This is a genomic window from Chlorogloeopsis sp. ULAP02, assembly GCF_038404745.2.
Taxonomy (GTDB): domain Bacteria; phylum Cyanobacteriota; class Cyanobacteriia; order Cyanobacteriales; family Nostocaceae; genus Chlorogloeopsis.
Window position 1 is genome coordinate 179,860 of sequence record NZ_JAYKTT020000024.1, and the last position, 26,973, is coordinate 206,832.

Here is a 26,973-nt window from a genome sequence, read left to right on the forward strand (position 1 = left end):
CAGAGCATAAGTAATGAGAAAATTTAGTTTAATTAAATATCAAAACTAAAAATTAATAAGCAGCTCAGGCAGTGCTGATCTGCTTATGCTTCAAATAAGCAGTTTCAGTAAATAACTGAACTGCTATTTTTGTATTAAATCGTGCTTGCGAAATGCTATTTTTTAGCTTTAGGCAATAGCTTTTCAGCCTCAGTTTATGAATATATTCAAGACTTAATAGCGCCTAGAGTATCCACCGCTGTTACTCTTGCCCCAGCTATTACCGCCAGAGCGACTGCCTCTTTCCTCCCGTGGTCTTGCTTTATTAACTTTCATGACGCGACCCATCCACTCAGCACCATCTAAAGCTTGAATGGCTGCATCTTCTGAGGCTTCTGATTCCATTTCTACAAAACCAAAGCCTCGCACACGACCTGTTTCCCGATCAGTGGGAAGTTGAACTCGCTTCACAGTGCCATACTCAGAGAACACCTTGCTGAGGTCTTCTTGGGTGACGTTGTAGGATAGGTTGCCTACGTAAATCGACATTAATCTCTCCAGAAATCACTTATGCATATGCAGAGATATTCATCCGGAGAGTCACTTGCAATGATTGACAAAAACAAGAACACTACCGCCGAACTAAATTCTCCGATTTTATCTTATCACAATTTCTATTTCGGTAAGGCTTGAAGTTTATAATAAACTGTATTTTAAATTAAAATGTATTGATTTTTACGACACTCCGTAATTTGTAGGATATGACAAAACTAAATAACTAATATTGCGTGTTTTGTCTGAGTCACAAAAGGCAGAATCCATACTCTCAAATCCCAAGTTATAAATTTAGAGAAATTGCTAAACTTTCAATATTTAAATATTTCTAGAAAAATATATCTTAAGATGGATTATAAATAATAAAATATTCGTTATATTGAACTGTTTCTAGAAGAAATTTATACCTTGAGTCAGGAAATCAACTTGATTTTATATAACTTTGGGAATAGATGGATATAGAAGAGATAATTATAAAAGTAAAATCATAAGTATACAATTCCTAAATTCACTGTCTTTATAGATTAAGAAGAATAGTGTGAACAGTCATACTTCAATCTAGTTATGATGTAGATAAGTCAACAATTTTAATTTTTTAGTTTTGAGAGTATTTAAATTTGGATTAATATCTATGACTATCAAATATGTAAGTCACTATTTCATCAATAACTAGAATTACAAATATTAACTATATCTACATATCACTAGATTGTAGATTTTGATATTATTTCACGATCGGCTTAACCTCTATCGTAAATAAAATTAGCATTTTTCGTATGTCAAATATTTTATCTACAAGCAATATCTATCAAAAAATATGAAGTAAGTTTAAATTAGATTTAAAAATAAGTTAATATAGTTACCTACAGGTATTTATTTACTCAAGAGGTACAAAAAACCCTCTTTCACTTTTCTGAATAATTGCCACGTAAATAAAGCTTAGAATAAATGATCAATAATTAAAAAGATTCTAATTTGGGAACAAATAAACAGTATTTATTTTGACAAAATTTAGGGAACACAATTAGAAATTCAGTTAAAAAGGCGCTCAAGCAATAGGTATACAAAGTGGAACAAAGAATTATGACTACCTTAGTCCGTGACATAGCGCCAACCTTCAGGTTCATATTCTCGCTGAATTCTCACCATCCATGTACCCTGGGGAATAATAATTGGCTTATGTTCCTCGTGAACAAGCAATGCCTCAGATGAAAGTACACTCAAATATAAGGTGCCATCTTGCTCGTATAATTCTGCTTGTCCGTCAATGATGCAATGTTTGTGTCCAGTAACTTCACCTTCTGCCAAAGTCAAATGTGGCAGTTTCTGTCCATCTATTTGCTGCACAGGCAGTAGAATAACGTCACCTTGACGAATTGGTTGCATGATTGCTTCTCCTAAAGTTACAGAGTTGGTTTTATTCAAGCTTAAAAGCTTTGATTTAATTTTGGCATAGTTAGGAGGTTAGACAAGAGGCAAAGGATTTGGAGCAGAATTTATCGTTGCTGGGTTTTTTTCGCTGATGAGTGTCTTTGGACAAGCATGAGGCGATCGCATCGAAAATACTTGGGTTTCGTGAACTCATACCTCTTCTATCCTCAAAAATAGATATTTTCAAATTAGTAGTCGCCAATTATGCCTGAGATAAGTTAAAGATTGAAGTAACTGGAAATTCCATAGATCCGCTTTCCCTATCCTTTAGGAAAAACTACACTGTGGAAGTGGCAACAGTCCTATGCCGCAGTTTAAGGGGATTTTACAGGCGGACAGTTTATGTGAGGATTAAATCACATCTCGTTTAATGATTGATAATCTTTAGATTTAGCTCTCAATTATCTCAATTTGACTGTTTAGCCTAGCAGCTATTCTTTTTTTTGAAATTTCCATGTCAACTCTCGTCATCGTCGAATCTCCGACCAAAGCTCGTACCATTCGCAACTACCTGCCAAAAGACTATCGGGTAGAGGCTTCTATGGGTCATGTGCGTGATCTACCCCAGTCAGCTAGTGAAATTCCCACCACTGTCAAAGGGGAAAAATGGGCGCAGCTCGGGGTAAATGTAGACGCCGACTTTGAACCTTTGTATGTCGTTCCCAAAGATAAAAAGAAAGTTGTCACCCAACTCAAAGAAGCATTAAAAGAGGCTTCAGAGTTGATTCTGGCAACAGACGAAGACCGAGAAGGTGAAAGCATAAGTTGGCATTTATACCAATTACTCAAGCCAAGGGTACCGACTAAGCGGATGGTATTTCACGAAATCACTCAAGATGCCATCAAAAAAGCTTTGCACAACTGCCGCAATATTGATGAGCAGTTGGTTCGTGCTCAAGAAACACGGCGAATTTTAGATCGATTGGTAGGCTACACCCTCTCTCCCCTGTTGTGGAAAAAAATCGCCTGGGGATTGTCGGCTGGGCGCGTTCAGTCAGTGGCTGTACGGCTGCTGGTAAACCGCGAACAAGAGCGTCGCGCTTTTAAACAAGCAATATACTGGGATTTAAAAGCTACTTTAACTCCCCCGCAAGCAGAAAGCAAAAAAGACCAAGCCTTCGCCGCCCAGCTTGTAACCTTAGCAGGTACTCGATTAGCAACAGGTAGTGATTTTGACCCGAAAACAGGCAAAATTACCGCAGGTCGTAATGTTGTCCTGCTCAACCAAGAGCAAGCACAAGCACTTAAAGAACGCCTCAATGGTAAAAGTTGGACAGTCACAGACATAGAAGAACGCCCCGTTACTCGCAAGCCCGCGGCTCCGTTTACCACTTCGACCCTGCAACAGGAAGCTAACCGGAAACTGCGCCTATCGGCACGAGATACAATGCGGATTGCCCAAAGTTTGTACGAGCAAGGGTATATCACCTATATGCGTACAGACTCCGTACACCTTTCAGAACAGGCGATCGCCGCAGCCCGTAGTTGTGTAGAACAGTTGTACGGCAAGCAATATCTCAGCCCCAAACCCCGGCAGTATACAACCAAATCCAAAGGCGCTCAAGAAGCCCATGAAGCCATTCGTCCTGCGGGTAGTAGCTTCCGTACTCCCCAAGAAACAGGCTTAGGTGGGCGAGAACTGCAATTGTACGATTTGATTTGGAAGCGCACAGTCGCTTGTCAAATGGCTGACTCTCGCCAAACCCAAATTACCGTGCACTTACAAGTAGAAGACGCCGGATTTCGGTCTTCTGGCAAACGCATCGACTTTCCCGGCTATTTACGCGCTTATGTTGAAGGAAGCGACGATCCAGAAGCGGCTTTAGAAGATCAAGAAATCATCTTGCCCAATCTGCAAGTCGGGGATCATCCCAACTGTAACGAGCTCGAAGCACTGGGACACGAAACTCAACCTCCAGCCAGATATACCGAAGCAACTTTGGTGAAAACCCTAGAAAGTGAGGGCATTGGACGCCCCAGCACCTATGCGAGTATTATCGGCACAATCCTTGACAAAGGTTATGCTCAGTTGGTGAATAATGCCCTCATACCGACTTTCACCGCCTTTGCCGTTACCGATCTGCTAGAAAAATACTTTCCTGATGTTGTCGATCCAAGTTTTACTTCCAAAATGGAGCAAACTTTGGATGATATTGCTACAGGGGAAGCCAAGTGGTTGCCTTACTTGCGAGAATTTTATTTGGGAGATCAAGGGCTAGAAACTCTAGTCAAACAAAAAGAAGACCAAATTGATGCCAATAAAGCTAGAACAGTAGAATTGGAAAATTTGGATGCCAAAATCCGCATTGGTAAATTTGGCCCCTACATAGAAGTTCAAAATGGAAATGATATTGTTACAGCCTCAATTCCTAAAGACCTGACTCCCGCCGATCTCGATCCCCAAAAGGTAGAAACCTTACTGCGACAAAAAACTTCTGGGCCAGATGAAGTTGGTCGTCATCCAGAAACAGGCGAATCGATATATATATTGATTGGCCCTTACGGCCCTTATGTCCAACTAGGAGATAAGTCTGACGAAAATCCCAAACCCAAACAGGCTTCTTTACCAAAAGGACTAAAGCCCGAAGATGTCACCCTAGAAATGGCTGTTGGTCTTTTGTCCTTACCCCGGACACTAGGTACGCATCCAGAAACTGGTGCCACAATTCAAGCTAACTTAGGACGCTTTGGCCCTTATGTAGTACACAATGCCAAAGAAGGAAAAGATTACCGTTCCCTAAAGGCAGGCGACAATGTTTTGTCAATTTCTTTGGAACGAGCATTAGAGTTGTTATCTGAACCAAAAAAGGGACGCACTACAACTAGCAAGTCCAAGGCTGCTTTACGGGAATTAGGAACTCACCCAGAGGATGGCGAACCAGTCAATATTTACGACGGCCCCTACGGGCCTTACATCAAGCATGGAAAAACCAATGCTAAGATTCCAGAAGGAGTATCACTAGAGGATGTAACTTTGGATGTGGCTGTTGAGTCGCTTGCAAACAAAGCATCGAGCGGCAAATCCACTCGCAAAACGAGCAAATCAACGACGAAGTCTACTAAGTCCACGACTCGCTCTAGTGCCAAATCAAAAGCTAAATCCTCAGCTACTGCTGCCAAAAAAGATAGCTAAACCTAATAGTTAATAGTCAATAGTAATAAATAAATATTGACTATTAACTACAAACTATGCTGTACAATCAAAACACCATGATCTTCAAACAACAATAGATAAAAAATCTTTATATTTTATCTTTTGATTGCTACTCGTTCAAACGAATTTCTAAATGATGACAAGAAGCGCAAAGTAGCTCACATCCTGCACCCAGCTTATGAAAGTGAGTTTTGTAATTTGTTTGCGCAAACTACACCCTGTCTAACACCTATCCTTAGTAGGATGCAGTTGTCTAGGTTATAAATGTGATACTCTAAAAAATGAGGGAGAAAACAACATCAAAATTTTTTAGATGTGGCTTATTCTTAAAACATGGGAGCGTGAGTTTGCTGAGTGCAAAACCAGAGTGCAACAAAAAGCTAGTTTCTCCTTTACTGACAAGTTGAAAAGATAGAGGTAGTATCTCAGGAGCGGTCAGTCCAATGGACTATATAGAAAAGGTGCTAGAAAAGCTTAAAGAATTGGCACGCAAGCTAATTGAAGCCCTTTTGGGGCCAGAGGTTGAGCCGGAACCGGAGTTAATTCCGATTCCAGTAGATGATCGCTCGCGCCGTCGCTCTTGAAAACAAAGGTGCAGGATTTGACGTTCCGTCCACTAAGCCTTTTGGTGCTGCATGGGCCAAACTTAAATTTGCTAGGACAGCGAGAACCTGGTATTTATGGTTCTCTAAGCTTGGCTGAGATTAACCGTCAGTTAGAAGTGGAAGGGAAAAATTTAGCGATAGAAATATCTACCATGCAGTCAAATCACGAAGGAATTTTAGTAGATGCAATTCATGATGCCTTGGGAAAACACCAAGGCATTTTGATTAATGCTGGAGCTTATACCCACACCAGCGTAGCTTTACGGGATGCGATCGCTGCCGTGAATTTGCCCACAGTAGAAGTGCATTTGAGTAACATATATCGGCGGGAAGAATTCCGCCATCACTCTTATATAGCTCCAATCGCAATTGGGCAAATTAGTGGTTTTGGTGCTCAAAGTTATCTTCTGGGCTTACAAGCTTTGGCGTATTACCTAAGGACAAAGTGTGAAGATAAAGTTTGACACTCTCACCATTAACACGAGCGAGTGGTAGTGGAAGATTTTTGTTTGATCGGGTTTGTCTAGTTTTAGATTCTCTGTGTTCTAAAACCCCATCGAGATTCCCCTCTACATCCAATTAGCAATTATTTTATGTTCCTTGACTTCCCAGCCCCGGATAACAAAAAAACTTACGTATAAGTTCGATTTCTCTTTTACAAACTATGTCGCCCCTGTTATTAAGTACTTCCTCTGAGTCAAACATTTGTTTGGCGAGAATCACCATTACCAATATACAGTTAGTCGCAATTTTGGAAGATCACCAATCCTAAACCGATGTGGTGGGAGTCAAGAGCACAACATTTAAGATAGACTATAAATTTTATCCTTTAGTCTTCATAATCTGCTGTCTTTAAATTTATGCGCTACTCTCTTGTCAATCGAGCGAGAGGTACTTTCCTGGGAGCCTTAGTTGGCGAAAGTTTTGCCTTGTTAGGTGACAACAAGTCTCAAATTCATTTGGAACAACACCATAGACAGAGTCTGCTTGATAGTGGTTCAAATCGCGATCGCTCTACTTCTGCAAGAATTAGAACAGTTGAACTTCCATCTGGAAACTGGCAAAAACTAGCGCTATTAGGTGCCGAAAGTTTAATCGAACTAGGCAGGTTTGATTTTGATGATTGGGTAAAGCGTCAGCAACAAGCAGGAATTATTCTAGAAGCAAGCACATTGAGTTCGCCAGAAATAATTCTTACGACTTTACCAGTCGCGCTATTTTGTCATGAAAATCTAATTAAACTCCGACAATCCTTACTCGATGTGGTTAAGATCTGGGACGATGATCCACTCGTGCAAGATTGGACATTGGTAATAGGCTATGCGATCGCTCAATCGCTAACTGACAAACTTACTCACCTCACCCTGATTCCCCAAACCATTTCTTTTTTAGGAGACACATCGACAAGAGTGCCACAAATTTTATTTAAATTAAATAATTTGTTAGAAAAACATACGGGCTTAGAAAGAATCCAAGTTGAGCTAAACAAGGAAGATAAGCTCAGTTACACAATGGCAATGGCTTTTTACTGTTTTTTGAGTACTTTGGAAGAATTTCGCCTTTCGATTTTGCGAGCGAATCAGGTTAACTCGCATTCGCAACAGATGAGTGCAATTACTGGTGCTTTATCAGGAACTTATAACAGTACACTCGGTATTCCCATCAGTTGGCACTTCTTGATTGCAAAAATCTGCTCGGCACAGTGGCACCTGACGAATTTCTCCCAGATGCTACAATTAGCGGATGCACTCATTGCTACCTGGTCTGGAGTATATCGTCCTGCTTTAGAGCAAAGCAAAACCAGCGAAGAAAAATGGGCTAGAACGTCGAGCACAGTGCTTCCCCAGGCAATTGCAGCTCCTCGTGTCCTTCGGCTACATTAATGCGATCTCTACGTAGTTATATAGTTATTTAGGAAACGCAGTAAATATTACTGACAAAAAGTTAATTTTGATAAAAATTTGATTAATTTTAGATCACAGATTGTTCTTAATTTAGTTTCTGTAAGTAACAATTGTGGCAAATATGTAGCTTTAAAACCCATTTCATTTCAGAATTATTTTATTTAATCTATGACAGTAAGCTACTGCGTCAGAAGTAATGAAAACGCAGCCATTGTTTCAAACCTTAACCCAGCAATTATCTTACTGGAGGCGACGTTACAAAGTTCTAAACCGTTTGTATATATCGAAATCACCTGTGAAAGGTAGACATCGAACCCAAAAAGCGGCAATCTACAAGGCGGCTGTTAGTTGTACCAATGGCAAACGCTCTCCCATTGTTTTTGCGATCGCAGTATTGTCCCTTACGGGTGTCATGGGACAAAAATTATATAATCAGCCCCAGTTAAAAATTGATACAGTTGCTCCAGAGACAATTAGAGCACCTCATACTACTCAAATTGAAGATAAGAAAAAAACAGAAGCCAAGCGCAAAGCCGCTAGTAAAAGTTCTGTACCAGTGTTGATGGTTGATGAGAGTATCAATGAACAAATCAACCGAAATTTGCAACAACTTCTAGAGCGGGGTAATCAGATTCGATCCGCTGCTGGCTCCTTTCCTTTTTATGACACGCTTGCTTTATCCCTACGCAGCCAGCGTTATCTGCGCTCCTGTGCCGATTCAGAATGGCAAGCTTTGCTGCTGGCTTTAGAGCGCCCTAATAAGCAAAAAACAGGGATGTTGACTCAATCTCCAAAAACTGGCGAACTATCAAACCAACAGAGAACCGATACAAGCTTACTATCCTCAACCCAGCCTTCTGTGCTTACAGCTTCCTCTAGCCATGACTCCAAATCAGTAGAGTTTTTCCAAAATGCTGATTTTATGCAGGCAGTAGCAGAACTAGAAGCTTACCGTCTCAAAACTTCTACGCAAAACTTATCCTCACTTTTAATCAAAATTTTTCAAGTACGCCAAAGTTACATCAAAGCCCGTACCAAACTTTTACAACTGCTGAATGAGGATTCACAAACACTATATGAACCAAGTTCCTTCCTCGACTTATCTGACGAGGATTGGGCAAAAACGCAAATGGGTATTCAGCAGAGTGCGGAACGAATTCTCACTCAAGGTATTCCTCCAGGGCTACCTTTGAGCATTTTACAAAATGCAGTGAGCATACAAGTACAAACTTTGATGCCAAAACAAGCCAAACCTCTGGCAACCAAGCTATTATTGGCTGTTTTAATGCCTAACCTGACGAAAGATGAAGTGCAAACAAAACTACAGACAGATCAGGTAGTAGCCGAGGTGAAACCTGTCATGGTAACTGTACGCAAAGGTGATTTGATTGTTCGTAAGGGAGAACTAATTACTGCCTGGAATTTAGATGTATTGGAGCATTATCGTTTAGTACGCCGAGAAATTAATTGGCAAGGATTAATGTATTTAGGAGGTGCTGTCTCTGGGGCTGTAATCATTTTTGCTTTCGTTGAGCGACGTTTCAAGTGTCGGTGGCGGCAGAGCGATCGCCTATTGGTATTACTGCTGACTTTAAGTACACCACTAGTGTTAACTTTGGGTACACCCTATACTACCTGGAGTGGGCTGGGTTTACTGCTGGGTAGTTTCTACGGAGCTAATTTGGGTGTGACAGTGGTGGGTTTATTGGTGGTATTGCTACCCATTAGCCTAGAAATTAATAAGATTGGACTTTTGGCAGGAGCAGCAGGGGGATTATTAGGCAGTTGTATGGCACACCGACTGCGATCGCGTGAAGAACTGGCACTATTAGGTGTAGCCATAGCTTTAACTGAGGGTGGTGTATATTTGATAGTTCAGCTTTTGTTTGGTGCAGCATTTAGTCCTAATATATATGTCGTACTCAAAGAAGCAGGATTTTTTGCCTTATCTGGTTTAGTTTGGAGCATTGTAGCTTTAGGATTAAGTCCTTACTTAGAAAAACTATTTGATTTAGTCACCCCAATTCGTTTAGCAGAACTAGCAAGCCCCAACCGCCCCTTATTAAAGCGACTTGCCACAGAAACTCCCGGAACTTTCCAGCACACCTTGTTTGTTTCTACCCTTGCCGAAACCGCAGCCAAACAACTGCGATGCAACGTTGAATTAGTAAGAGCCGGTACGCTGTATCACGATATTGGTAAGATGCATGATCCCCTAGCATTTATTGAAAATCAAATGGGGGGGCCGAATAAACATGATACAGAAATTAAAGATCCTTGGAAAAGTGCTGAAATTATCAAAAAGCATGTTGGTATCGGCTTAGAAATGGCACGGAAACACAGATTACCAACAGCAATTCAAGCTTTTATTCCAGAGCATCAAGGAACGATGCAAATTGCCTACTTTTATCACCAGGCACAGCAAATGGCAAAGGAAGATTCTAGTTTATCAGTAGATGAGGCAGATTTTCGTTACGATGGCCCACCACCTCAATCGCGGGAAACTGGAATTGTCATGTTAGCTGATTCCTGCGAGGCGGCACTGCGATCGCTTAAAGATGCTACTCCCGAACAAGCTTTGGCTATGATAAATAATATCCTTCGTGCTAGATGGCAAGACAATCAACTTGTTGATTCAGGATTAACACGCGAAGAATTAACGAAAATTGCTGAGATTTTTGTAGAAGTTTGGCAACAATTCCATCACAAACGCATTGCTTATCCAAAGTTAAAGACTGGAAGTGAGAAAAGTTAGTAGGAATGAATCATACAATTTTGGATTTTGGGTTGGAATAGCTGTCTGAAGGTGGATCATATCATTGCAATTTTTTTTAAACTTGACAGAGCAAAACCAATGGTTTCTAATCTAGAAATTGTTCAATTAATTGGTAAAAATTTAGTACTTTTAGACATTAATATCTTACTTAAAATGCAAAACGCCAACCTATATAAAGTTTTAGGCTGACGCTTTACAAATTTATAGTTATTTACTATCTTTAGGATCTTTATTTGGTTGATCCCATCTTATTAATACTTATAATCTCCTATTTTTGTGTTCAACGAAATATTTTTAATGTTTTCTTTAGATTTATTTTCCTGACGATTTGTCAAGATTTGCAAATCTACGCTTTTTTGGAGATATGGAAGCTCCCATGATTTCGGATATCCAGACTTCAAAATTACGTACTGGGTGGGAACGAAGGGCAACATCTGAAAGAATAATCGGTTCAACCAAAATAGTAAACATCCCCAACCTATTACCTGCTAAAACATCAGTAAATAAGCGATCGCCCACCATCGCAACTTGCTGTACAGGTAAATTCATAGTCTGGAGTGCAGCCTTAATCTTACGTCTTGAAGGTTTAGCAGCACCCAGGTAGTAGGGTAAATTTAAAGAACGAGCAATACCACCGATCCGAGGTTCACTAAGGTTATTACTTACCAGGCAAAGACTTGCTACCTGACGGATTTCCTTCACCCATTGTTGCAATTCAACTGAAGCAGATGCTGCCCTAATCGGTACTAGAGTTTCATCTACATCTAACACCATCCCCTTCAGCCCATATCGTTGAATTATGTCTGGTGTGAGGTTTAATACTGAACCTTCTAAAATTAAATCAGGCTGCAAAAGATTGTTCCAAGGCATAGTCATTAGTTAGTAGTCACTATTTATTAGTTAATAGTCATTAGGCAAAATTATCAATCATGACTATTGTTTATGGGTTCAATTCTTCTTGGATTCTTTCGCAAAGACAAATGCACATAGCTTTATCATACCTAAAGCCAAGATTTACTAGCATCGTGGCAAAAGGTCTACCTATGGTGATGATAAATAGAAGCATTGAACCACATTAAAGTACGTAGTACGAGCTTGCGCAAAAATTCTTACACAGAGCCATAAATTGCTTACTACGAACAAACTTCCAAGCTTGATTCAATGTAAGTCTACATGTATTGAAAATGGGTGTAGGGGTGTAGGAAGAGCCAAATTTTCATGCCCTTGTTGTGTGATTTAATCACATGGGCGTCTGACTTGAAAATAGGGAATGGGGAACAGGGAACATAAAAAAAGAAATATTTTCATGCCCTTGTTGTGTGATTTAATCACATGGGCGTCTGACTTGAAACAGATACCAGCATATTAAAACAAGGAGACGAGATTAATGATTTACCTCTTCTCTCCTTGTTTTCTTTAAAACCCAGTTTTACAAGAATTACTTAATTAAACATCTTAATTAAGCATTAAAACTTTTCATTCTGAATTTGAATTTTAGATTTATTCAACTTCATTAAACAACTGTTCTTCTAATAGTGGTTGTACTTGGCGAAACTCTTCTGGAGAGAGCAATTCAGGTTTACCACTTTTTGATATCCGTGCAAAAAATAGCAGTGGATCGAGGGGAGTGTAAATTGCGTACTCTTGCTCTTCGTAGTAAAAGCTAGCTAATAACTGTAATTGCTCTGGTTCTAAGTCTGACTCTTCATCTTCTATTTCTAAAGTGAAAAGTTCTGATTCTTCAACTGGTGGTAGTTCACCACCAACAGTCAAAGCATAAGCTGTATTTTTCAAAAGCAAGTTCTGCTCAGACAAAACTGCTTGGGCGGTGGTAAAAATTTGGTCGATAGTCGCATCATCTTCCACAAGAATAGCTTCTTCTTCCTCACCATCACCTTGCCAGGCAAAAATTTCTACTGGTGAGTCAATAGGAAGAAGTAAAAAATACTCTTGCCCATCAACTTCGAGCGAATGCTCTATATAACATTCAAGCGATCGCCCTTTGTCATCTGTCAAACTGATGGTACCAGAATGTTCGTGATCGTGTTCGTCAGAAAAAGAAGAGGAAAACATAGCCCAAGTGTAGAACTTTAATAATTACCAGCTACTTGAGAAATCGTTGAACTACTTAATGACAATATCTGTCAAACAATGAGTTTTAGATACGGAATTAAGTGCTGGGTAACAGATTTCAGAATATCATGCTAGAGCTATGGTTACTCAGCAGATACTTTTGTGAATTTAAGGTGCGATCGCCGAGCATCTAACCATTGTTGCAAAATCAAAGCTGCGGCTTTGCGATCAATCAACGCTTTATGACGTGATGGAGAACGGTTTTCAGCAATTAACAACTGTTCTGCTTGAAATGAAGTTAATCGCTCATCTACATATTCGAGTGGAACTTTAAGAACCTTACCTAGTTGTTTGGCAAGTTTCTGCACTTGTCGTGCTTGAAAGCCCAAAGAACCGTCCATAGAATAAGGTAAACCGACAACCAACACTTGTACTTCTCGCTCATTAACTAATTGTCGTATTTGCTCCACATCCCGCTCAAAAGATGTGCGCTCAATTGTAGTAATACCAGTGGCAATTAAACCAGTGCGATCGCATCCTGCCACACCAATACGTTTACGACCAATATCTAATCCTAGAGCAGAAATAAATGCTTTGGTCTTTTTGATTGAATCGGGGGAGCCATCAGAAGAGCAAATGTCTCCGCCTCCCCTTTCCCATTTGGTGTGTTCATTTTCAATTACCAAATCATTACTCCTGTTTTTGTGCATCTGCCGACTCCGAGTGGCAGGATGTTTCCAGGTGAGAATTTTTGCAAGAAAAGTTAATAGTTTCTTTTGATGGATTGGGTTGTACAGATCTTTCTACGGGCGTTTGTTGCCTTGGTGGTACCCATAACATTCCACCCGGTATCGGTTTCCGTGCTGGTTGCAATCCTTGGAGTACTTCAGGCAGCTGAATTCCTTCGAGAGAGACAAATTTAGATTCCCGTACCTTATGCCAAACGGAGCGAGACATGATCAGGGTATGTTCTACACGAGTTGCTCCAATTTGCTCCAAATACTCTTCTCCTTCCGGTTGATAATCAGCCGAAGCAAGTTGCAAGGGTTGCTGAGGAAAATCTTGGGCAATGCGAGCAAGCTGAGTTAGTAGTTCTGGATACAACCAAGTGTATGCTGGGTGAACCGTTAAAGTTGCAATGTGGGCTTCTTCGCCTTTACGATCTAGCGAGATCTGAAAATAACCGATCGCGGCTTTGCGTTGGGGTTCAAATACATAACCGCTCACGACTTCTGTTTTCGTTATCCATTGTTTAGCAGCATCAATTAATGCACCAAACAAACTAGTTTTGAAATCCTGGGTTTGACGATCAAATACCTGTCGAACTAAAGGTGGCATTGAAGCCGTATCCAGTTGATACAATAATTGAGCATCAGCATTACTCACAGGTAGTAAGTTTGGCAAGTCTGGCTGTGCTTGTGCCAATTCAGCTAACAACTCTGGTTGTATTTCCCAATAAGTCATTTCAGCCAAACGCTGAAAGCCATTATGCCTGAACAATGCCAACGCTTCTGTATCATTGACATTAACTTCCAATATCCAAGTACGAGCTTCTAAAATTGACTCAAAGCAATAACGCAAAAGCTGCGAGCCAATTCCTTGTTTATCGGCAGCACGATCTAACATGACGCGATCAACCCGCCAAGTGCTCCGCGTGCGATTAAATGGAGATACTTGAATCATTCCCAGAAGCATCCGCCCCTGTTCTGCAACATACCCAAAAAATATATACTTTAATGGGTTGGGAAACCAGCTTAAAAATTTCAGTAATCCATACCAACGACGCAGCCATTGCATCTGCCGCATAGCAAATTCAGCTCCCTTTTGGGTTTTGGCTGCGAATGAATCTTGAGCTAAACGTTCAATACCGTCCAAGTCACGGTATTGGACTGGTCGGATTAGAATACTGAGATTTCGAGTAAGTAATGAACTCATTTTCATTCGAGCTGCCATTCAGCCTTAAATAAATTAGGAGGAAAGGAACTTTCAAAGTTGGAGCTTTGCTCTGCTTAAGATACGTAATCAGACAATTTCCGCAGGATATGAACTGCCTTTGGCTTTTTGTTAGAGTGCAGCTAACGCACTGCGTCGCAAACTGACGGCTCTAACTTCTTGCTGCATTAATATTAGCGGCTTTCCGTTACTTCCCGTTGATCCAAAAGAGTGATTTTCATAAGTGAAAATGCCGTCACTTAATTGCAAATACCACAGCTGGGGATCTGATGGAGCAAGCCGATGTATAGGGAACGCTATGCAAAACTTAAGTTCTGATATTTACTTGCTTATGTGCAAAATTCATAATATCACGAGCAAAGGGTGCCTACAGGCACTCATTATAATAATAGCACTTTAGAAACATAGAAGTAAGTAATAAAAAATGCAGATCTTGATAGAAGACTGCATTAGCCTTAATTCCAAAAGATCTGCTATTGATTCTATTCAAAAATAGTATCAATTAGTTAGAGTGAGCGGCGAGAAACTAGCTTTTCAAAATGTGCCTGAGTTTGATGGAGGAGTTGCTCTCGACTATCTGAGTTTGTTTGCTTCAAGGTTGGAACCAGATTGCGAGCTTGCAGAGCCATGTGCAGTTGGAGGTGGGCAACATATTCACTAAAATCTTCACGTACTGCACCTGTGCCATTTTGAAGAGTTGATTCTATTGCCACCGTATTCTCCTTCTCTTGATTAGATTTAGAGTTATTGATTCACGTTTTCAAAACTTATCATGTTGTTTTACCTCTCTTCTTAGTTTGCAATGAAGTTTAACGCTTGTTATAGCAGGGAACTTTTAACAGGAAATGGGGAGCAGGCTTGAAAGCCGCTTTATGTCCTGATTTGATGATTAGACATTGTCCTCATCTATCCGGCAACTGCCATAGGTTAATTGTAGAGAAGTGTAAATCCTACCGTGGAATGAAGTAAGTCAGTTTTCAAACCTGTCTTGAAAATAGGGAACAGGGAACACAAAGAGGTTTTTTCATGATTGGTTGTGCTAAAGCCGGGTGTGAATGGCTGTCTTGAAAAAGGGTGTAGGGTAAGAAACTTTCCCCGACTTTTTTCAAAATTTGGGGAACTGAACGGCTTTTATGCCATTATTGCTCCATTGGTAGAAGTCATTTTTGCTGCATATCAGATGTTAGGTAGATGTAGCTTTTGTATTTAACTTTTATGCTTTCATGTGGAAATCTTATTTATCCCAGGAAAAAAGTATATGGGTTGGCTTAAAAGACTTTTTGGACTAGAAAAGCCTCAAAACGCACAAGTAAATCCTACTCCTCAACAAGTACAACAACAACCTTCAGGGACACCTGCTGCAACTCAACAAATCGCCCCTGAACGCATGGGATTGAATGGAGAATATGATCAAAGTGGTTTGGCAAAACGTGTAGCGCTTGCGTTTGATCAAGATCAGCAGTTGACTGATATTGAAACTCTCTGGGTTGCTCAAACAGGCAGTACGGTTGTATTAAAAGGTAAGGTTCCCAGTCAGGACATTCTTAACAAGATGGTTTCTGTTGCGCGCTCAGTAAATGGAGCCACTTCTGTCGATACTAGTCAAGTGACTATTGGCTAGGCAGTTGACAATATAGTCATTTTGCTTAGTGTCTTGATGTTGAGTAAAACATAAGACTCTTCTTGCGTGCTGTAATATCCCTTACTTATTCTAAAGAAGTAAGGGATATGTGTTTTGACTTATTTATTAGCGACTGAAATAATCCAATCCAAAATAGCCTGGTTCACTGTTTCTGGACATTCATCATGGGGGCAATGCCCTACATTATCTAGATTGAGTAGTGTTAAGTTTTGGTTGTACTGAGCAAATTCATGAGCAAGGGCTGGGGGAACAAATCTGTCATTTTTCCCCCAGATTAGTAGCATAGGTATTGTTAAAGTTGGCAATAAAGATTTGACACTAAACCCAAAATTAGCAGTAATTGTAGCCTTAAATAATGCAGTAAAAGCGCGGGCAGAACCCCGATCTTGAGGAGGCCCTGCTAGTATTTCTATCAGTTCATCTGTGATTGCCTCTGGGTTAGCGTAGGCAATCGCAGCCCAACGACGCAAAAAACTTGGTCGGCGGATTAGATAAAATAGGGGTTTGAGTAACAACGGGGAAGCTACGATATTTTTGATTGTCGTGACAACAGGTCGTAGTAAAGCAGGAATAGCCTCTTGCTCTAATGATGGATCTGGTAGACTCATCATCACTACACCCTGGATCATCTCTGGATGGGCAGTAGCGACAGCTAGGGCAATCAGCGAACCAATAGAGTTACCTATTAGAATTACAGGCTGACGGATAAATGTTTTCCAAAAATCGTAAACTTGCTCTACCCATAGTTGGATGCTGTAATTAACAGCTGCTTTTTCAGAAGCACCAAAACCCAGCATATCGAGGGCATAAACTGTGTGTTGTTCTCCCAACACCTCTAAATTATGTCGCCAATGTCCAATAGAAGCACCAAATCCATGTAGCAAAATTAAAGGTGTTGCCTTGTAGTGATTTTGGGTATGGCGAATGTAGGTATAGCGGGTTTGCCAACCCCGCCAAACCCAGTCCCTTTGATTACCTACTCGTTCTTGCCAGTGAACTGTGCCGTTCACACTTCCTCCAAGTTTATTAGCCATAGGAATACTGCTATTTCTATCTTAAATGGAACACCGACTGTAACTAGATGATGAATTGCGGATTGACGGTGAGAGTGTCAATATCAGCTTAATTACGACTTCTAAGGTAACGCTTGATATCTGCGTCGTTGATGTTTTGTGTTTAGGTTTTTGCTAGAAAGCGATCGCTGATCACATTCTCAAGAAAAAACAGTACCTAGTATCTAACCGTAGTAACACTTTAAAGATATAGCAGAAATTATACTTAGAAAAAATATAGTTATTGTAAAATATATTACTTATTTTTCAGGAAAAAACAAAGAATTCCTTGGTAAGCTTCACCAAGGTACGTCTACAGAAGTCAAAGCGAGCGTCTAAGTTTTATAAATTGTATTCTAGGTGCTGTATTGTTTATTTAGAATTCTGCGTCCCTATTCAGTAAGTATTGAATTTTGCTGCACAAGCCTGATAATTATACTTAAAGATTACAATGTTAACATTGTCACAAAGAAATAGTACAATAGTTAACAAATGCTGCAGTTGTGTAATTTAGGTTAACGATTAGATAGAAATCCTCTCAGAATGAGTAGAATGACAAATACAACCAATAAGAGAATATCTGATGGATTAGCTACCCTGGAAATACAGACTATTTTCAGTCCTTCAGATATTCAATTATGTTTGCTCATGAGGCAAATAAAACAATACCAAACCAAGCCCTATTCTTAAAAATCAGCTCCCACAACTCATAATGGCAGTGACAGAGAAAAAAAGAACCCGCGATTTACCCCAAATTAATGAAAGAATTCGTTTCCCGAAAATTCGGGTTATTGACACTGATGGTGCACAATTGGGAATTATGTCCCCACAGGAAGCGCTACAACTAGCAGAGGAAAAAGAGCTGGATCTGGTACTGCTCAGTGATAAGGCTGATCCGCCAGTTTGTCGGATTATGGATTATGGGAAATATAAATTTGAGCAGGAGAAGAAAGCACGGGAAGCGCGTAAGAAACAACATACTGCTGATGTCAAAGAAGTGAAGATGCGCTATAAGATAGAGGCGCATGATTATAATGTGCGTGTCAAGCAAGCAGAACGTTTTCTCAAAGATGGTGATAAAGTAAAAGCCACTGTAATGTTCCGTGGTCGAGAAATTCAACACAGCGACATGGCAGAAGAACTGCTCAAACGGATGGCTGCCGATTTAGAAGAGGTTGCCGAGGTACAGCAAGCACCAAAGAAAGAGGGGCGAAATATGATGATGCTTCTGTCTCCTAAGAAATAAATAATATTGATTTAAATTCAACAGCCGAATTGAAAGTCCCGATCGCTGAGTGGGAAAAATATACTCAGTTGATCGGGATTTTTGCTATTTCAATAAATCTGATTGAGATTGTAAAGATGCATCCCTTCAACAAAAATGCTACTCTTACATCTCAAATAAATCGTTATATATTTTACTTGTGCGTTTAGGGGTGCAATTACTAGAAAGTAAAACTGCATGGAACTGAAAAATTACCAGCCTGTCCAAAGAAAAATAATTCTGTCGCGACTGCTAAAGTGGGTAAATCTTCGACCTGAGGAGAGCGATCGCACATGGTTAATGTTTGCTTTTTATACCACTACCTCAATAGGATTACGATGGTCAGAGGATTCCGCAGTAGCACTGTTTCTAGATGAGTATGGATCTGATCTCCTGCCTTTGATGTACGCAGCCAGTGCATTCATGGGTGGAGTCTTGGTTTTTTTCTATTCTTGGTTGCAAAAAATTTTCCCCTTGCGGCAGGTGATAGTGGCGATCGCCCCCTGCATGTTTGTGCCATTGATGTTTTTACATCTGGGTTTACATATTTCGTTACTTTCGATATTTATCATATTCATCCTGCGGTTATGGGTAGATGCATTCTACATTGTTAACGATCTCAATACCTCGATTGCAGCTAACCAATTATTCAATATTCGGGAAATTAAGCGCACCTACCCAATCATTAGCAGTGGCGTTTTAGTAGCTGATGTTATTAGCGGCTTTAGTTTACCTTTTTTGCTGCTATTCGTAGATCTCAATAATGTGATTATGCCCTTCGCTGGTATCTTCGTTGTCTTGGGAGCAGGGATTCTTTTATATCTAAGTAAAAATTATTCGCAGGCTTTTCCTAATGTTCCTCAAAGACAAACAAAACAAGCCCAGCACTATAAACAGCAACGCCTTTATGGTTCTTTAAAGCATTATGCCTGGTTGTTATTTGCGTTTTTTACTCTCATACAAGCAATGGGAGTATTGATAGATTTTCAATATTTGACTCAGTTGAAATTAAATTTTCAGGGTAAAGATATCGCTACCTTTTTGAGTTTATTAGGTGGGACTATGGGAGTGTGCGAGTTAGGAATGCAGTTATTTATTTCTAGCCGCGCTCTGGAACGCTTTGGAGTATTTATTACTGCTGCAACTTTACCTGTCATCGCAGGTATTGTTATACCCTTAACGTTACCCTTGCTGGGTTTATTATCTCGGAGCAATAGCCACAATCTTTTATGGGGTTTAGTAATTCTCAAGTTCTTAGATGAAATTTTACGTTATACCTTTGTTGCTAGCAGTAGCCCTTTGCTTTTTCAACCAATTCCAGATCGCTTTCGCAGCAGCGTTCAGTCATTCTCAGGAGGGATTGCAGACGCCTTTGGTGCTGGGATTGGAGGTGTAGTTATTCTCATCACTCTCTGGCTGGGAAAGCTATTTTTGCCCGTGTCCGCACGTAGCATGATTATGGTAGCAGAAACTACGGTTGTGGCTGTGTGTTGTTTAGGAGTAATTTGGTTGTTGCGATCGCATTACGTTAATTTATTAGTCTTAAGTGCCGAACGAGGACAACTGAGCGCAACAGACATAGATTTACGCACATTTAAACAAGGAGTAGTCAAAGCTTTAGGAGAAAAAGGTACCGAAGCAGATAAACGCTCTTGTATCGAACTTTTATCTCAAATTGATCCCCAAAGTGCAACAGAAGTGTTAGCACCCTTGCTCGTCAAGCTTCCCCCTTCATTACAAAAACCTAGTTTAGAGATTCTATTGACGGCAGGTGCAAATCCTAATTATTTGCCAGAAGTCCGAGCTTTGTTAGTGTTACCCCAATACCTGATTAGTCCAGAAGTTTTTGCTCTTGCCTTACGTTACGTTTGGTTGTGCAAGCCAGATCCAGATGTCAGTATCTTAGAACAATACTTAACAGAAGAACAACACTCAATTATTCGTGCAACTGCTGCTGCCTTATTGTTACGTCAGGGAACGTCAATACAAAAGTCAACCGCAACCAAAACTTTGCGGCGGATGCTCACTCACAAACAAGAACGGGAAAGAGTGAATGCAGTCAGAGCGCTTAGAGAAGCAGTTTACTTGCAAGCGCTGCGAATTTACATACCAAATTTATTACAGGATGAGTCTTTAGGAGTACGTTGTGCAGTTTTAGAAACAATTGCAGCAACCCATTTAGAAGAGTATTATACAGCGCTACTATTAGGACTTCAGTATAAATCAACGCGAACTACAGCTATGCGTGCTTTAGTGGGATTAGAAAATGAAGCCTTACCAATCTTGATAAACTTAGCCACTGATATTTATAAACCAGAAATTGTCCGGATGTATGCTTGGCGTACTATCGGTCAAATTTCCACTTTAGAAGCAATAGATACTTTATGGCAGCATCTAGAATTATCTAGGGGTAAAAATAGAGGTCACATTCTCCGTACCTTATTGAAAAGACTACAACAAAAGGGAGTTTTAGTTTTATCTGCTCGCGAAGCCACTTCTTTGGAGCATCGCTTTTATGAAAATCAGGTAAAAAAACTCATTGAAGAAGAACTAGGTTTTTTAGGTATTATTTACGCTGCATATATAGACTTCAAAACTCAAAATCAAATTTATGCTCAAAACATCGACTTAAAAGCAAAAGAGACTTTAGAGGTTTATAACTCAGACAAAAAAATTGTAGTTGTTCTATCTCTTCTGCAACACGCGCTATTAGAAGTAGAAATCGATGCTCAAGAGCGATTATTGTTACTACTACAGCTAATTTGTCCAACAGATAAAATTCAAGCAGCAGCATTCAATTTGCGGTCTGAATCATTGGTAAACTTAGCACGAGGTTTAGAGATTTTAGAGCACAGTGTCAATTTGCAAAGTAAATCTGTATTACTCAATATCTTAGATAGGCGATCGCCCTCAGAAAAATTGCAACATTTAATAGATGCGGGAATTACCAATTACGAACAGATGACGATTGGCAAACGCACCTGTTTTTTGTTAGCACGTGATAATTTGCTTTCTGATTGGTGCGTGGCTTGTTGTTTTCATTTTGCCCAGGTTGCTAATATTCGACTGACTAGCGAACAAGTTCTCAGAAGTTTGCGTCATCCCACAGGCTTTGTTCGAGAAGCAACAGTAGCGTATTTGAGTACAGTATCGCCTCGCATTCTGATGAAAATTTTACCACAGTTGCAAAAAGACCCCCACCCACTTGTAGTTGCTCAAGTGCAAGAGTTAATCAAGAAGTTATAACCTAATTTTATGCTAACTACCGTTGAACGCTTATTATTTGTCCGTAGAGTACCTATTTTTAAAGAATTACGCGATGATTTTATTGTTCGCTTGGCTTCAGTCATGGATGAGTTGGCATTTCCAACAAACTACACTATTTTTCAAGCAGGAGATGAGGGGCGATCGCTTTATATTGTCGTTTCTGGTAAGGTCAAAGTTCATATTGGCAACCAACAGCTAGCAGTGTTTCCCAAAGGTGAATCTTTTGGTGAAATGTCAGTTTTTGACGCTCAACCGCGTTCTGCTTCGGCAACAACTTTAGAAGCTTGTGAATGTTTGGAACTAACACAAGAGCAACTTTATGAAGCTATTGATGAAACACCAGAAATTGCCGTGAATATTATTGGGATTTTGTCTCGTCGGATTCGAGAATTAAATGAAAAAATTAACGCGATCGCTGCAAAAAATTAGTTACTTATTCAAATTGATTTGCAAGTCTTATCATCAATTTTTTTTCTTTGTGTTCTTTGTGGTAGCCTGCGGCAAGCCGCTTGCGCGTCTACGTTTTTTAATATTAAGCACATCTTCAAGAGAAATTGGTATAAGACAACTCTCTAAAAATCGCTGCGGAATTTCTGGATACTCGCCCCAATGCAGATGAATGTATGAAGCATGAAGATTCTTGAGTAAACACCATCCCTCATATCCTGTTGACTCTTCAGAATCAAAGCGCCAAGTTTCAAATAATGGTTGAGCGGGAGTTGGTATTAAACAAGAGCGGTGAAATTCATGGCCATAAATTGTTGTACCTGCACTCACTAACAAACTATCTTGTAAGGCTAGGACGCGGCGATATCCTAAAGTTAGACCCTTGCTCATTATTACTTTAGTGGGTAACAATCCTGCCATCGGCCAAGATTTACCCTCAAAATCAACTATTTGCTCGCACAAATACATTAACCCACCACACTCGGCTATAGTAGGCATCCCCGCAAGTATGGCTGTTTTTACAGCTTCACGAACATAAGTATTTTCTGCCAAATGTTGGGCAAATACTTCTGGAAAACCACCACCGAAATACATTCCCTGTATACCTTCTGGTAGTTCGGCATCTTCCAGGGGGCTCCAGAAAATAAGTTCTGCACCAAGTTTTTGTAACAAGTCGAGATTGTCTTGATAGTAAAAATTAAAAGCGCGATCGCGAGCAATTGCGATTTTGATTCGAGTTTTGGAAGAAGACGCACAGATGGACAGACGCGGTGACGCAAAGAGAAAACTATTCCCCGTGTCTTTGTGTCTCCGTGTCCCCTTGTTCTCTTCATTCCCCGTGTTCTCTTGCCTAGTCCTTAGAAGAGGTAACAATTTTTCCCAGTCAAAGCAAGTATTACCCAAATGAGCAAGTCTATCAATTAATGCATTCAATTGAGGAAGTTCTGCTGTGGGTACTAAACCGAGATGGCGATCAGGAATAGAAATGTTATCTTCACGTCGCAGTACACCAAGAATAGGCAAATCTAAAGGTTCAAGAGAATCTTGGAGTAATTGCAAGTGGCGATCGCTCCCCACTCTATTTAAAATTACCCCAGCCATTTTAACTCTCGGATCGAAAGAACGATAGCCGTGAGCGATCGCTGCTACTGAACCAGACAAGCGGCTGCAATCAATCACCAATACTACAGGTAAATCTAACAGCCGTGCTACGTGTGCCGTACTAGCAAAAGAGGATGGGGAGATGGGGAGATAGGGAGATGGGGGGATAGAAGAATTTCTTTGTTCCGCTCTTCGGTTCACACCATCAAATAACCCCATTACCCCTTCTACGAGCGCATATTCACAGTTTTGTTTGTGGTATATAAAACAATGCTTTACGTATAATTCCGAAGTCAGTACCGGATCTAAATTTCGACAAGCACGTCCAGTAACGTGCTGATGAAACATCGGATCTATATAGTCTGGCCCAACTTTAAAAGATTGTACTCGTTTTGACTCTCGACATAAAGATGCCAACAGGGTGAGTGTGACTGTCGTCTTACCCACCCCGCTGCGTTCACCTGCAATAATTAAAGACATTGCTAAATGTTAATTACTAATTGCTAATAGTTATTTTTCCATTAGCCATTAGCCATTAAGCATTAGCTTTGAGCAAGTTTTAGAATTTGCGCTGTCACAGCAAGGCTTTCTTCAAACAAGACTTCATGCCCCCAGCGTTGTACCTGTTGACTGAGCAGAAATTCTGCTTTTTGTTCGGAGAGTGAAGTTACTTGTTGAAATAATCCAGAAGACTGAGCGCCGCCTTGAGTTTCCATACGCATACAACCACCTGTTTCCGAACAGATCAGCGTACCACAATTAGCCTGTGGATTAGTGGAACTCAAGCGTAGAGCAATCAAGTCACCAGAAATTTCACCTCCATCAGCAACGGGAACTCCTGCTAACTCTGTTTCTACTTGCTTTTGGTCTTTGGTAAGAAAGCTAACGCGCATGAGATCATAATCACCGCTTTCTCGCTGATAAGAAACCGGATGCCAATTTAAGCGACTTGCAAACCAACTTAAAAACAGCAAGGCTTGCGCGGGGTTGCCTTTTTCGTAGTCAATGTTGACTCTATCAATTTCTGTCAGGGCAGCACGGCGATGTGGTGGATCGTAAGCTTCAGCCGTTAACTCTTGCCACGCCGACAGCCGACGCCAGTTCAAGTCTGCCAAGGGTACACCATTTTCTACCAATGCTTGTAGACTGAGCAAATCTGTTTCTGGCTTATTGAAGTTACAGGAATCGACAATGACATTGTTGCAAACAGCCGCCAGTCGCTTAAATAAGTTGTTATTTGGATCGGGAGTTGCTTTCCACCAGAGAAATTTGGGCAAACCGCCAATTAACAGTGCTGGAACCATACCACCTATTCGTTCTAAAGCGGCAGCAGTACCAGTCAGAGTGATGTATTCACAGCAAACAAGAGTACTTGACGAACCCTTTTGAATAGGACAATAAGCGGAGACTTGCACCTTTACGCCTTCGTCTTCTCCAACTACTGGCAACAGAGCAATAATACGACACGGATTACGGAGGGCAATTTCATCTGCTATTCTCGGACTTTGTGTATCAAAGCTAGAGATTGCAGTACCTGCACCATTATCAGCCGTCTCCCCACTCTTGCGGCGTTTGGCAACTTCTTCCCGCAATAAACTTAGGGTTTCAGTAGAAGCAGTTCCAGTTTCTGCCAATCCATATTTTTTCTGCACTTCCCGTAGTGCCGTTTCTGTTTGCGGCCCAAGAATTCCATCAATTGGGCCATTGTAAAATCCCAAGGCAGCTAACAAATGTTGAGTTTCTTCGGGTTCGTAAACCACTAAGGTAAATGTTGCTGCCCGTGTAGCAGCAGGAAGTGTACCGTCCTCACCGGCGATACCATAGCTTTGCCAAATTTGACTGAGTTCCGCTTCAATGTCCGAAAGCGAGACATCTTTCGGAGCCTGAAGTGAAAAAATTGTAGAAGCTTGGGAAGTCATAGCAATTGAATTATGAATTATGAAGTTTGAATCATGAAGTTTGAAGGATGAAGGATGAAGTAATCAAAATGATATTAACCCTTCTGCCTACCTTCGGAAGCCACTTCGTGTCTACTGCCTTCTGCCTTCTAGAGTCTGCGCCAACGACGGCCATCTCGGTTAATTAACAATTCCGCTTCCACGGGTTCCCATGTGCCAGCTTCATAACTAGGAATTTTTGCTGGATCTGCGGGTGCATCCCAAACAGAAAGAATTGGTGTTACCACCTGCCAAGCGGCTTCTACTTCGTCTCCCCGTGTGAACAATGTCTGATCGCCCATCATACAATCCAAGAATAAGCGATCGTAGGCTTCGGTAGCAGCTTCGATGCCGAATGAACCATAACTAAAGTCCATATCAACAGAACGGGTGCGGAAATCAGCCCCAGGCATCTTGACTTCAAAACGCAAGGAAATTCCTTCGTTGGGCTGAATCCGCATTGTTAAAATGTTGGCATTCATCTGTTGTGCTGCGGATTGAAACATCCGGGAAGGAACTTCGCGGAAGTGGATGGAAATCTCACTGACTTTCTTCGGCATTCGCTTACCAGTACGCAGGTAGAAGGGAACTCCTTGCCAGCGCCAATTATCAACAAGAAACTTTACTGCCACGTAGGTAGCTGTTGTAGAGTTGGGGTTAACTCCTGGTTCTTGCCTATACCCTGGTACAGACTGTCCTTTCATCCATCCAGCACTATATTGACCGCGTACTGCACAAAGATCTAAATTTTGCACATCAGCTAAACGAGTAGCCTGTAGCACTTTAACCTTTTCCGTGCGGATGCTATCAGCATCCATTGAGTTAGGCGCTTCCATTGCTGTCAAGCAGAAAAGTTGCATCAGGTGGTTTTGCAACATATCTCGCAATGCACCGACAGTTTCGTAGTAGCCAGCCCGGTCTTCAACTCCCACGGTTTCAGCAACAGTAATCTGAACGTGGTCAACGAAACGACGATTCCATAACGGTTCAAAAATCGCATTCGCAAAGCGGAACACCAACAGATTCTGAACTGTATCTTTACCCAAGTAATGGTCGATACGATAGACTTGTTGTTCTTTACAATATTTTTGTACTACTAAGTTTAGGCTCTTGGCAGAAGCTAAGTCTCGACCAAAGGGTTTTTCGATGACTAGGCGATGCTTGTAGGGATCGTCTAGCATTCCTGCACCCCCTAGCTGTCTGATGGCTTCAGCAAAGAAGTTAGGGGCAACAGACAGGTAGAACATTCGGTTCCCCCGCGTTCCCCGTTTGTCATCTAACTCTTTTAACAAAGTCTTCAGTTTCTGATAGCTTTCGGGGTTATCGATATTACCAGAGCAGTAGAACAGACCTTGAGAAAAGTCTTGCCAGAGTTCCTCCGGGCCAACACCGCCATGAACCTCTTCCATACCTTTCCGCATCTGTTCACGGAAATATTCGTGACTCCAATCTCGACGAGCCACACCAACGATGGTGGTTTCTGGTGGAATGCGCCGTTCCCGTCGCAATTTATAAAGCGATGGCACAAGTTTACGCCAAGTGAGGTCTCCGGAAGCACCAAAGATAACTATGATCTGAGGTTCGGGCATTCCTTGCTGTTGCAGACCAACCCGCAAGGGATTTTCTAGCAGACTGACCATAACAATTTTGGATTTTGGATTTTGGATTTTGGATTTGAGGATTGGGTACTGGGGATCGGGGATTGGAGATTGGAGATTGGAGATTGGGATCAGGGATTGGGAGAGATTTCATTTACATTCCCCGTATTTCCTTGTTCCCGCGTCCCCTTGTCCTGTTCCCAGTCCCTAGTCACCAGCCCCCAGTCCTTATTTT

20 protein-coding genes are annotated in these 26,973 nt (G+C 40.9%); 9 read left to right on the forward strand and 11 right to left on the reverse strand.

Features of this window, described 5'->3' with window-relative positions; translation table 11 throughout:
- Window positions 1-213: 213 nt before the first annotated feature.
- Together U2718_RS12825 and U2718_RS12830 are read right to left on the reverse strand one after the other, a co-directional pair.
- On the reverse strand, window positions 214-528 hold the full coding sequence (locus U2718_RS12825) for an RNA recognition motif domain-containing protein (RefSeq protein WP_289791256.1): 315 nt from the start codon (window positions 526-528) through the stop codon (window positions 214-216).
- A 1,098-nt stretch (window positions 529-1,626) separates the two neighbouring features.
- Window positions 1,627-1,920, reverse strand: a complete 294-nt coding sequence (locus tag U2718_RS12830; protein WP_341998577.1) for a hypothetical protein — start codon at window positions 1,918-1,920, stop codon at window positions 1,627-1,629.
- 499 nt (window positions 1,921-2,419) lie between these two features.
- Between U2718_RS12830 and topA the strand changes: the two genes are divergently transcribed.
- The 5 genes from topA to U2718_RS12855 all read left to right on the forward strand — a co-directional run bounded on the left by topA (window position 2,420) and on the right by U2718_RS12855 (window position 10,383).
- Entirely contained in the window at window positions 2,420-5,098 is a 2,679-nt protein-coding gene (gene topA / locus U2718_RS12835; RefSeq protein WP_341998521.1) for a type I DNA topoisomerase, read from the forward strand.
- Between the two features lie 464 nt (window positions 5,099-5,562).
- Window positions 5,563-5,703, forward strand: coding sequence for a hypothetical protein (locus U2718_RS12840; protein ID WP_016876993.1), 141 nt, complete (start codon window positions 5,563-5,565; stop codon window positions 5,701-5,703).
- A gap of 44 nt (window positions 5,704-5,747) precedes the next feature.
- On the forward strand, window positions 5,748-6,188 hold the full coding sequence (gene aroQ, locus U2718_RS12845) for a type II 3-dehydroquinate dehydratase (RefSeq protein WP_411813275.1): 441 nt from the start codon (window positions 5,748-5,750) through the stop codon (window positions 6,186-6,188).
- Window positions 6,189-6,584: 396 nt separating this feature from the next.
- Window positions 6,585-7,607: an ADP-ribosylglycohydrolase family protein gene (locus U2718_RS12850; protein ID WP_341998526.1), complete on the forward strand. Its 1,023-nt coding sequence runs from the start codon at window positions 6,585-6,587 to the stop codon at window positions 7,605-7,607.
- Between the two features lie 217 nt (window positions 7,608-7,824).
- Window positions 7,825-10,383: an HD family phosphohydrolase gene (locus tag U2718_RS12855; RefSeq protein ID WP_341998528.1), complete on the forward strand. Its 2,559-nt coding sequence runs from the start codon at window positions 7,825-7,827 to the stop codon at window positions 10,381-10,383.
- 333 nt (window positions 10,384-10,716) lie between these two features.
- Here the strand turns inward: U2718_RS12855 and U2718_RS12860 are convergent, their stop codons facing one another.
- From U2718_RS12860 to U2718_RS12880, 5 genes are all read right to left on the reverse strand, one after another.
- A complete protein-coding gene (locus U2718_RS12860; RefSeq protein ID WP_341998579.1) occupies window positions 10,717-11,274 on the reverse strand; it encodes a YqeG family HAD IIIA-type phosphatase in 558 nt (185 codons plus the stop codon).
- A gap of 630 nt (window positions 11,275-11,904) precedes the next feature.
- On the reverse strand, window positions 11,905-12,477 hold the full coding sequence (locus U2718_RS12865) for a DUF3727 domain-containing protein (RefSeq protein WP_341998529.1): 573 nt from the start codon (window positions 12,475-12,477) through the stop codon (window positions 11,905-11,907).
- 143 nt (window positions 12,478-12,620) lie between these two features.
- The gene (gene ruvX / locus U2718_RS12870) at window positions 12,621-13,187 is read right to left on the reverse strand and encodes a Holliday junction resolvase RuvX (protein ID WP_341998530.1); all 567 of its coding nucleotides are present in this window, start codon (window positions 13,185-13,187) and stop codon (window positions 12,621-12,623) included.
- A complete protein-coding gene (locus U2718_RS12875; protein ID WP_341998532.1) occupies window positions 13,168-14,430 on the reverse strand; it encodes a GNAT family N-acetyltransferase in 1,263 nt (420 codons plus the stop codon). Before U2718_RS12875 ends, ruvX begins: the two co-directional genes overlap by 20 nt.
- 506 nt (window positions 14,431-14,936) lie before the next feature.
- Complete coding sequence (locus tag U2718_RS12880) at window positions 14,937-15,137, reverse strand: hypothetical protein (RefSeq protein WP_016876985.1); 201 nt, start codon at window positions 15,135-15,137, stop codon at window positions 14,937-14,939.
- Window positions 15,138-15,688: 551 nt separating this feature from the next.
- On the opposite strand from U2718_RS12880, the gene U2718_RS12885 reads away from it, so the two are divergent.
- A complete protein-coding gene (locus U2718_RS12885; RefSeq protein WP_341998534.1) occupies window positions 15,689-16,051 on the forward strand; it encodes a phospholipid-binding protein in 363 nt (120 codons plus the stop codon).
- A 119-nt stretch (window positions 16,052-16,170) separates the two neighbouring features.
- Here U2718_RS12885 and U2718_RS12890 read toward each other — a convergent pair whose 3' ends face one another.
- A complete protein-coding gene (locus U2718_RS12890) occupies window positions 16,171-17,082 on the reverse strand; it encodes an alpha/beta fold hydrolase (protein ID WP_341998582.1) in 912 nt (303 codons plus the stop codon).
- A 754-nt stretch (window positions 17,083-17,836) separates the two neighbouring features.
- Here U2718_RS12890 and infC point away from each other — a divergent pair.
- The 3 genes from infC (at window position 17,837) to U2718_RS12905 (ending at window position 22,084) form a co-directional block, all read left to right on the forward strand.
- The gene (gene infC, locus U2718_RS12895; RefSeq protein WP_289791268.1) at window positions 17,837-18,370 is read left to right on the forward strand and encodes a translation initiation factor IF-3; all 534 of its coding nucleotides are present in this window, start codon (window positions 17,837-17,839) and stop codon (window positions 18,368-18,370) included.
- A 216-nt stretch (window positions 18,371-18,586) separates the two neighbouring features.
- Window positions 18,587-21,634 carry an MFS transporter gene (locus U2718_RS12900; protein ID WP_341998537.1) on the forward strand — a complete coding sequence of 1,016 codons (3,048 nt, stop codon included), beginning with the start codon at window positions 18,587-18,589 and terminating at the stop codon, window positions 21,632-21,634.
- Window positions 21,635-21,643: 9 nt separating this feature from the next.
- Window positions 21,644-22,084 (forward strand): Crp/Fnr family transcriptional regulator, encoded by a 441-nt coding sequence (locus U2718_RS12905; protein WP_341998538.1) that lies wholly within the window; start codon window positions 21,644-21,646, stop codon window positions 22,082-22,084.
- 33 nt (window positions 22,085-22,117) lie between these two features.
- Here the strand turns inward: U2718_RS12905 and U2718_RS12910 are convergent, their stop codons facing one another.
- From U2718_RS12910 to zwf, 3 genes are all read right to left on the reverse strand, one after another.
- Window positions 22,118-23,683, reverse strand: coding sequence for a cobyrinate a,c-diamide synthase (locus U2718_RS12910; RefSeq protein WP_341998541.1), 1,566 nt, complete (start codon window positions 23,681-23,683; stop codon window positions 22,118-22,120).
- A gap of 62 nt (window positions 23,684-23,745) precedes the next feature.
- Entirely contained in the window at window positions 23,746-25,122 is a 1,377-nt protein-coding gene (opcA, locus tag U2718_RS12915; protein WP_341998542.1) for a glucose-6-phosphate dehydrogenase assembly protein OpcA, read from the reverse strand.
- A gap of 128 nt (window positions 25,123-25,250) precedes the next feature.
- On the reverse strand, window positions 25,251-26,780 hold the full coding sequence (gene zwf / locus U2718_RS12920) for a glucose-6-phosphate dehydrogenase (RefSeq protein WP_341998545.1): 1,530 nt from the start codon (window positions 26,778-26,780) through the stop codon (window positions 25,251-25,253).
- Window positions 26,781-26,973 lie beyond the last annotated feature (193 nt).